Annotated in this window: 6 protein-coding genes; 5 read left to right on the forward strand and 1 reads right to left on the reverse strand. The window is 70.3% G+C overall.

Annotated features, from left to right (window positions below; all coding sequences use genetic code 11):
- Positions 1-82 precede the first annotated feature (82 nt).
- Entirely contained in the window at positions 83-526 is a 444-nt protein-coding gene (locus tag BLV01_RS17835) for a hypothetical protein (protein ID WP_254782681.1), read from the reverse strand.
- A gap of 102 nt (positions 527-628) precedes the next feature.
- Here BLV01_RS17835 and sufT point away from each other — a divergent pair, with 102 nt between their 5' ends.
- The 5 genes from sufT to BLV01_RS17855 all read left to right on the forward strand — a co-directional run.
- Positions 629-1180 carry a putative Fe-S cluster assembly protein SufT gene (gene sufT / locus BLV01_RS17840; protein ID WP_091802798.1) on the forward strand — a complete coding sequence of 184 codons (552 nt, stop codon included), beginning with the start codon at positions 629-631 and terminating at the stop codon, positions 1178-1180.
- 757 nt (positions 1181-1937) lie between these two features.
- Complete coding sequence (locus BLV01_RS17845; protein WP_175486074.1) at positions 1938-3749, forward strand: S8 family peptidase; 1812 nt, start codon at positions 1938-1940, stop codon at positions 3747-3749.
- Positions 3750-4105: 356 nt separating this feature from the next.
- Positions 4106-5884, forward strand: a complete 1779-nt coding sequence (locus BLV01_RS17850; protein WP_091802803.1) for a S8 family peptidase — start codon at positions 4106-4108, stop codon at positions 5882-5884.
- Positions 5885-6088: 204 nt separating this feature from the next.
- Positions 6089-6355 (forward strand): hypothetical protein, encoded by a 267-nt coding sequence (locus BLV01_RS25630; RefSeq protein WP_139178825.1) that lies wholly within the window; start codon positions 6089-6091, stop codon positions 6353-6355.
- A gap of 122 nt (positions 6356-6477) precedes the next feature.
- The coding region (locus BLV01_RS17855; RefSeq protein ID WP_254782682.1) for a S8 family serine peptidase at positions 6478-8389 on the forward strand (1912 nt) is incomplete at its 3' end.

Genomic DNA, 8389 nt, shown 5'->3' on the forward strand with positions numbered 1-8389 from the left:
GAGCGGCGGCTTCGCGGTCGCGGCTTGCGCCGCTCTTACAGGGGGATTGCGTGTGGGGCCGGCATCGCCGGCCGGCGGCGGCTCAGCGCGACGCCACCGCGGCCACCACCAGCCCGAGCCCGATCCAGATCAGCTCCGGCCCGCCGTTGGCCAGGTGGAACAGGGTCCAGAACAGGTTCGGGCCGAGTTTGGTCGCCGAGCTCGCCAGGTCCAGGCCGAACGGGCCGCTGAGCTGGCCGGCGACGATGCCCCAGTTGGCGACCAGCACGATCAGCGCGGTCGCGACCAGGCCCGCGGCGGCGCGGGTCCAGCCGGGGCGCCAGCCGCCCAGGCGCAGCATCCAGGCGATGTCCAGCGCTCCCAGCACCGCCAGCCAGGCCAGCTGCCGGTCCAGGCTCACCGCCGCCAGGGTCCAGAACGCGGCGAAGCCGAACGTGCCCAGGGCCAGCAGCAGCCAGGAGTACAGGCGGACGCGGCCTGCGGCGGCGCGTGGGGCGGGGCGGTCGGGCGGGGCGGCGACGGTCATCGGCGGAACACTGTGGACGGGGGCAAGCCCTACAGCATAGCCGGCCGCGACCGGTACAATCGCCAGTCTTGTGCTGCGGCACGGCACCCCCATCTTCCCCGCATGTATTCCCGCAGCAGCGAACCCGTCCGTTTCGAGCGCGATTGCGCCGTGGTCATGGTGCCGCAAGGCGAGCAGGTGACCCTGCCGGCCGGCAGCGTCGGCTATATCACCCAAGCCCTGGGCGGCAGCTACACCGTCTTCGTCGAGGGCAACCTGTTCCGCATCCACGGCCGCGACGCCGACGCCATCGGCAAGGAGCCGCCCGAGCCGCTGGAGCTGCCCGAGGGCGCCGACGACGAGGCGGTCGAGCGGCTGGTGTGGCAGCAACTGCGCACCTGCTTCGATCCGGAGATCCCGATCAACGTGGTCGAGCTGGGCCTGGTCTACGAGGCCGCGGTCAAGCACCGCGACGACGGCCAGCGCATGGTCGAGGTGCGCATGACCCTGACCGCGCCGGGCTGCGGCATGGGCGACATCCTGATCGACGACGTGCGCAGCAAGCTGGAGATGATCCCGACGGTGGCCGAGGCCGACGTCGAGCTGGTGTTCGACCCGCCGTGGAACCGCAACATGATGTCCGAGGCGGCGCGGCTCGAAACCGGAATGTTGTAAGCGACGGCATCCGCCATCGCGGTCGCGCCGCCGCGACCGCGACCGCGACGCATCGAACCCCGGCCCCGGCCGGGGTTTTTCGTTTGCGCGCGACCTGCGCGGAAGCGTCGCCGCGCGATGCGCGATGCGCGACGCCGAACGCGGAGCGGGCGCAGCGGACCGGCCTGCGTCGTCGATGCCGTGCGGATGCGCCGTCGCGCACGCGCGATCGCGCATCGCGCGCGACAGGGAACCTGCGTTCGGCACGAACGTTCGCCATGCGCGCAACGTCGTCGCGCGCGTGCGCGCAATACGCCGACGCATCGAATCCGCTGCACGCTCGTGCTATCGGGCCGTCACGCGCGTGGTGCTGAAACGCGATAGCGAAAGTGCCAGTCGGGTTCACGCTTTGCCCACGAATTAACCGTTTCCATCGCATGGACTTCTCGTAGGCGCCTGCATAGGTTGTTGACCGCGGCCACAACGAACGCAAGGGCCGCGAACACCGCACGGCTCGCGCACTGCACGCAGCGCCACGCGCGAGACGCCACGGTATCCGCCGCACAACGCGGCATCGCTCGGGTTGGAATTCGTATCGCGAACGACAGTCGGTGCCGTACAGGCGCCGGCGGCGGACGGCTGCGCGTGGCGACAGTGCGCGCGGCCGGCGCCGGTGTCGGGGCTGCGCGCAGGCCGGGGGGCCATGCGTTGCGCGCAGCGCCACGCCGCGCACCGCGGTCGTCGCGAACGCTTCCGCAATCTCACTCAGGAGACGCGCATGAATCGTCGTATCTTGTCGGTAGCCATCGGTGCTTCCCTCGTCTGCACCGCGCTGCCGGGCCTGGCCGCGGAGTTGTTGACCGTGGACCGGCCGATCGAAGGACGCTACATCGTCGTGCTGAAGGAACAGGCCGCGCGGCTGTCGGCCGAAAACGCGCGCGGCGTCGCCGACGTGCCCGCGGTCGCGCGCGGCATCGCCGGCCAGCATCGCGCCACCGTGGTGCGCAGCTACCAGCACGCATTGCGCGGCTTCGTGGTCGAGGCCGACGACGCGGCCCTGAGCGGATTGCTCAAGGACCCGCGCGTCGCCTTCGTCGAAGAAGACGGCTACATGTCGGTCGAGGCCACCCAGAACAACGCCACCTGGGGCCTGGACCGCGCCGACCAGCGCAACCTGCCGCTGAGCACGACCTACACCTACGACACCGACGCCACCGGCGTGCACGCCTACGTCGTCGACACCGGCCTGCGCGCCGACCACACCGAATTCACCGGCCGCATCGGCAACGGTTACTCCTCGGTGCCCAACGACAGCAGCACCACCGACTGCCACGGCCACGGCACCCACGTCGCCGGCACCGTCGCCGGCACCACCTGGGGCATCGCCAAGAAGGCCACCGTGCACCCGGTGCGCGTGTTCGGCTGCGGTTCCAGCGCGCCCAATTCGCAGATCATCGCCGGCATCGATTGGGTGACGGCGAACCACGTCAAGCCCGCGGTCGCCAACATGAGCCTGGGCGGCCCGGCCTCGGCCGCGACCGACACCGCGGTCACCAACCTCATCAACGCCGGCGTGGTCGCGGTGGTCGCGGCCGGCAACGGCAACATCGACGCCTGCACCGAGTCGCCGTCGCGGGTGCCGCGCGCGATCACCGTCGGCGCCAGCGACCGCAACGACGCGCGTTCGATCTGGCAGTTCGGCCAGGCCTCGAGCTGGGGCGCCTGCCTGGACCTGTTCGCGCCGGGCACCGACATCGTTTCGGCCGGCATCGGCAGCGCGACCGCGTCGGCGCCCAACAGCGGCACCTCGATGGCCTCGCCGCACGTGGCCGGCGCCGCCGCGCTGTACCTGGCGACCCATCCGGCGGCCACGCCGGACGAAGTGCACGCCGCCATCGTCGACAACAGCACCCCGGGCAAGATCACCGACCTGCGCGGCTCGCCGAACCGGTTGCTGTACACGCTGTTCTCCGGCGGCCCTGGCCCGGGCAACCAGGCGCCGACGGCGAATTTCAGCTCCAACGCGAGCGGGTTGACGGTCAGCTTCACCGACAGCTCCAGCGACAGCGACGGCACCATCGCCTCGCGCAGCTGGAACTTCGGCGACGGCACCAGCTCGACCGCGACCAACCCGAGCAAGACTTACGCCGCGGCCGGCACCTACACCGTCGTCCTGACCGTCACCGACGACGACGGCGCGAGCAACACCAAGACCGCGACCGTCACGGTCGGCAGCGGCGGCGCGCAGACCTACACCAACGGCACCGACGTCGCGATTCCCGACAACAACGCCACCGGCGCCAGCAGCACGATCGCGGTGTCCGGCCGCACCGGCAACGCGCCGAGCAACGCGCAGATCTCGGTCAACATCGTGCATCCGTACAAGGGCGACCTGATCGTCGACCTGATCGCGCCGGACGGCTCGGTCTACAACCTGCACAACCGCACCGGCGGCAGCGCCGACAACGTCACCGGCACCTTCACCCGCAACCTGTCGACCGAAGCGCTCAACGGCAACTGGCGCCTGCGCGCGCGCGACCTGGGACCGCTGGACGTCGGCCGCATCGATACCTGGAGCATCACCTTCTAAGTCCGGATTTGCTATGAGCATCACGAAAAACCCCGGCTTCGGCTGGGGTTTTTCTTTGCCGTCCGCCTCGTCGGAAGCGGTCGGCTTACGACGACGCAGCAGGGCAACGTTTCCACCCCCGTTGTGCCGATGGAAACTCAAAAATGTGATGCCTCTCGCGACTCTGCGCGTTGATGGGGGTTTCATCCATCTTGTTGACCGTTCAGTTAGGCACGTAGCGTGTTAAGGCGGACCGGGCAGCATCGAGTCCGTACACAAACAGCGTGGACGCTGGCGTGTGCAAACAAGGACGTGGCCGCCCGACCACCACGCGTTGAGACGCCGCATCGCGGCACTTCGATTTTGGGGGTTTCACCATGTCCTATCGCTTCAAGGGCGCTCCGCGCCAGCACGCGCTCGCCGCCGCCACCCTGGCCGCGCTGTCGTGCGTGGCGATGTCGGCGTCCGCCGCCGACCGCATCGACCTGGCCGCGCTGGCCAACGCCGATTCGCACGACCAGTTCATCGTCAAGTACCGCGACGGCAGCGCCGCGCGCAGCAACGCCGCCAACCTGAGCCGCTCGCTCGACAGCGCCGCCGCCGGCTTCTCCGGCAAGGGCCGCGCGCTGGGACTCAAGCACCTGCGCCGCATCGGCACCGGCGCCGACGTGGTCCAGGCCGGGCGCAAGCTCGATCGCGCCGAGGCGCAGTCGCTGATGCAGCAGATCGCGCTGGACCCGAGCGTGGAATACGTGGAAGAGAACGCGCGCATGACCGCGTTCTTCACCCCCGACGACACCCGTTTCGGCGAGCAGTGGGGCTACGGCGCCTCGGGCATCAACGCCTCGCAGGCCTGGGACGTCAGCACCGGCACCGGCGTGGTGGTGGCGGTGATCGACACCGGCATCACCAGCCACAGCGACCTCAACGCCAACATCCTGCCCGGCTACGACTTCATCAGCGACTCGACCGCCGCGCGCGACAGCAACGGCCGCGATTCCAACCCGGCCGACCAGGGCGACTGGTTCGCTGCCGGCGAATGCGGCGTCAGCTACAGCAACAATTCCAGCTGGCACGGCACCCACGTCGCCGGCACGGTGGCGGCGGTGACCAACAACGCCAAGGGCGTGGCCGGCACCGCGTACAACGCCAAGGTCGTGCCGGTGCGCGTGCTCGGCAAGTGCGGCGGCACCCTGGCCGACATCGCCGATGCGATCACCTGGGCCTCGGGCGGCACCGTCTCGGGCGTTCCGGCCAACGCCAACCCGGCCGAAGTGATCAACATGTCGCTCGGCGGCAGCGGCGCCTGCGGTTCGACCTACCAGGCGGCGATCGACGGCGCGGTCGGCCGCGGCGTCACCGTGGTGGTGGCGGCCGGCAACAACAACGGCAACGCCTCCAACGCGCGTCCGGCCAACTGCAACAACGTGATCACCGTCGGCGCGGTCGACAGCGCCGGCAAGCGTTCGGTGTGGAGCAGCACGCAGAAGTCCAACTACGGCACCGTGGTCGACGTCGCCGCGCCGGGCTCGAACATCCTGTCCACGCTGAACTCGGGCACCACCACGCCGGGTTCGGAGAGCTACGCCTCCTACGGCGGCACCTCGATGGCGACGCCGCACGTGGCCGGCGTGGTCGCGCTGCTGCAGGCCAAGTCGGCGACGCCGAAGACCCCGGCGCAGATCGAGACCATCCTCAAGAACACCGTGCGCGCGTTCCCGACCGCCCCGGACCAGCCGATCGGCGCCGGCATCGTCGACGCCAAGGCGGCGCTGGATTCGCTCGGCGGCGGCACCCCGAACCCGGGCACGCAGACCTACAGCAACGCCGCCGACGTCAGCATCCCGGACAACAACTCCGTCGGCGTGACCAGCAGCATCGTGGTCTCCGGCCGCTCCGGCAACGCCACCAGCAGCGCCCAGGTCGCGGTCAACATCGTCCACACCTACCAGGGCGACCTGGTGGTCGACCTGATCGCGCCGGACGGCTCGGTCTACAACCTGCACAACCGCGCCGGCGGCGGCACCGACAACATCGTCCAGACCTACACGGTGAACCTGTCGAGCGAACCGTTGAACGGCACCTGGAAGCTGCGCGTGTCCGATCGCGCGTCGCTGGACACCGGCTACATCAACAGCTGGAGCCTCACGTTCTGATCGTGCGGCGCGGCCTGCGGGCCGCGCTTCAGGGTGCAAGCACAGCCCCGGCTTCGGCCGGGGCTTTTTCGTTGCGGGGATTGCGCGGCGGGGGAGGGCGTGCGGCCCGGTTTCGACGCGGTTGCGGTTTCGCCGGCATGGTGCGGCGTTCGCCGCGGGGCGGTTGCGCGGTCACGGCTTGCGCCGCTCCTACAGGTAGATCGCGTGGCGGCGCCGCAGTCGCGACGTGGTTCCGGTGCGGGCGATGGCGCCGAAGCGGCGGTGTGCGACGCTCTTGCGGATCGCTCCGCGCTCAGCATGCCGCTCGTGCGCGACAGGATTCGCATGCTCCGAAAATGCGTGCGAAATGCAGTCGAAAATCCATTCGAACGCACCGCGATCATTACCATGTCGCGTACTGTGATCGACATCGATTACTCACGCGCAATCGATGGCCGCAACACCTTGCCGGCGGTTTTGCCGGACAGATAGCGTGTGCCCCGGACGCGCACCCCACACGCGTCCTGCCTGGCGTATCCCGCATGCCGACCCGCCACGACGGCACGCCCGAACGCCCTTTTCGCCGCTTTGCGGCGCTTATCGAGGGGTCCACCATGTCGTTGCGTTCCGCCATCCGTCACCGCCCGCACCTGCTCGCCGCCGCCACCGCGCTGGCCCTGGCCTCGCTGGCCGCGCCGTCGTTCGCCGGCGAAGCCCACCTGGGCGCGTTGAAAGCCGACGGCAGCTACAGCCGTTTCATCGTCAAGTACAAGAACGACAGCGCCGCCGCGTCCGGCGGCGCGGCGCTGACGCGCTCGCTCGACGCCGCCGCGTCGAAACTCGCGTTGCCGGCCGCGTCCAAGGGCGCGCGCGTGGGCCTGCGCCAGGTTCGCCGCATGCTGGTGCCCGGCGCCAGCGTGATCGCGTCCGACCGCGCGCTCGGCCGCGACGAGGCCGCTGCGCTGATGCGCCAGATCGCCGCCGATCCGAACGTACAGTTCGTCCAGGTCGACGGCCTGCGCCGCGCGCTGGCGACGCCGAACGATCCCAGCTTCAGCAAGCAGTGGCACTACGCCGACAGCGCGGTCGGCATCCGCGCGCCGACCGCGTGGAACACCAGCACCGGCACCGGCATCGTGGTGGCGGTGGTCGACAGCGGCATCCTGGCGCACACCGACCTCAGCGCCAACATCCTGCCCGGCTACGACATGATCAGCTCGACCACCGGCTTCTCCGACGCCGAGTGCCGCCAGGCCGGCGGCACGCCGGGCTGCGGCAAGTCCGACGACGGCGATGGCCGCGACGCCAATCCCAACGACTCGTCCAACATCGTCCACGGCACCCACGTCGCCGGCACCATCGCCGCGGTGACCAACAACGGCGCCGGCGGCGCGGGCGTGGCCTACAACGCCAAGGTCGTGCCGGTTCGCGCGCTCGGCAACCAGGGCTTCGGTTCGGATTCGGACATCGCCGACGCGGTGGTGTGGGCCTCCGGCGGCACCGTCGCCGGCGTGCCGGCCAACGCCAATCCGGCCGAGATCATCAATCTCTCGCTCGGCGGCCCGGCGCCGTGCACCGACACCCCGGCCTGGCAGGCGGCGATCGACACCGCCATCGCCAACGGCTCGACCGTGGTCGTCGCCGCCGGCAACGACAACGTCGACGTCGCCGGCTTCACCCCGGCCAGCTGCAACGGCGTGATCCGCGTCGCCGCCAGCAACAAGGCCGGTTCGCGCGCGTCGTACTCGAACTACGGCGCGACCATCCACGTCACCGCGCCGGGCGGCGAAAACGGCATCTTCGGGCCGAGCTCGACCGAGGGCATCATCTCGACCGTGTCCGGCAACGCCTACGGCCCGATGGCCGGCACCTCGATGGCGGCGCCGCACGTGGCCGGCATCGCCGCGCTGATCCAGGCGGCGGCGTCGAGCCCGCGCACGCCGGCGCAGATCCTGCAGATCCTGCAGAGCACCGCGCGCCCGATCGCCGCCAACAAGTGCTCGGGCGGCTGCGGTTCGGGCCTGGTCGACGCGGCGGCGGCGGTGGCCGCGGCCGGCGGCGGCACGCCGGGCAACCAGGCGCCGGTGGCGAATTTCGCTTCCTCGGCCAGCGGCTTGACGGTGAGCTTCACCGACGGCTCGACCGACAGCGACGGTTCGATCGCCTCGCGCAGCTGGAACTTCGGCGACGGCACCACCTCCACCGCGACCAACCCGAGCAAGACCTACAGCGCGGCGGGCAGCTACACCGTCACCCTGACCGTCACCGACAACGCCGGCGCGAGCAACACCAAGACCGTCACCGTCACCGTCGGCAGCAGCGGCGCGCAGACCTACACCAACGGCACCGACGCCAACATCCCGGACAACAACGCCACCGGCGTCGCCAGTTCGATCAGCGTCAGCGGCCGTACCGGCAACGCGCCGAGCAACACCCAGGTCGCGGTCGACATCGTCCACACCTACCAGGGCGACCTGATCGTCGACCTGATCGCGCCGGACGGCTCGGTCTACAACCTGCACAACC

It is taken from the genome of Lysobacter sp. yr284, assembly GCF_900107375.1.
Taxonomy (GTDB): domain Bacteria; phylum Pseudomonadota; class Gammaproteobacteria; order Xanthomonadales; family Xanthomonadaceae; genus Lysobacter.

Excerpts from the sequence above, each read along its gene's own strand:
- BLV01_RS17835 (WP_254782681.1), bottom strand. The coding sequence starts at position 526 with ATGACCGTCGCCGCCCCGCCCGACCGCCCCGCCCCACGCGCCGCCGCA.
- sufT (WP_091802798.1), top strand. The coding sequence starts at position 629 with ATGTATTCCCGCAGCAGCGAACCCGTCCGTTTCGAGCGCGATTGCGCC.
- BLV01_RS17845 (WP_175486074.1), top strand. The coding sequence starts at position 1,938 with ATGAATCGTCGTATCTTGTCGGTAGCCATCGGTGCTTCCCTCGTCTGC.
- BLV01_RS17850 (WP_091802803.1), top strand. The coding sequence starts at position 4,106 with ATGTCCTATCGCTTCAAGGGCGCTCCGCGCCAGCACGCGCTCGCCGCC.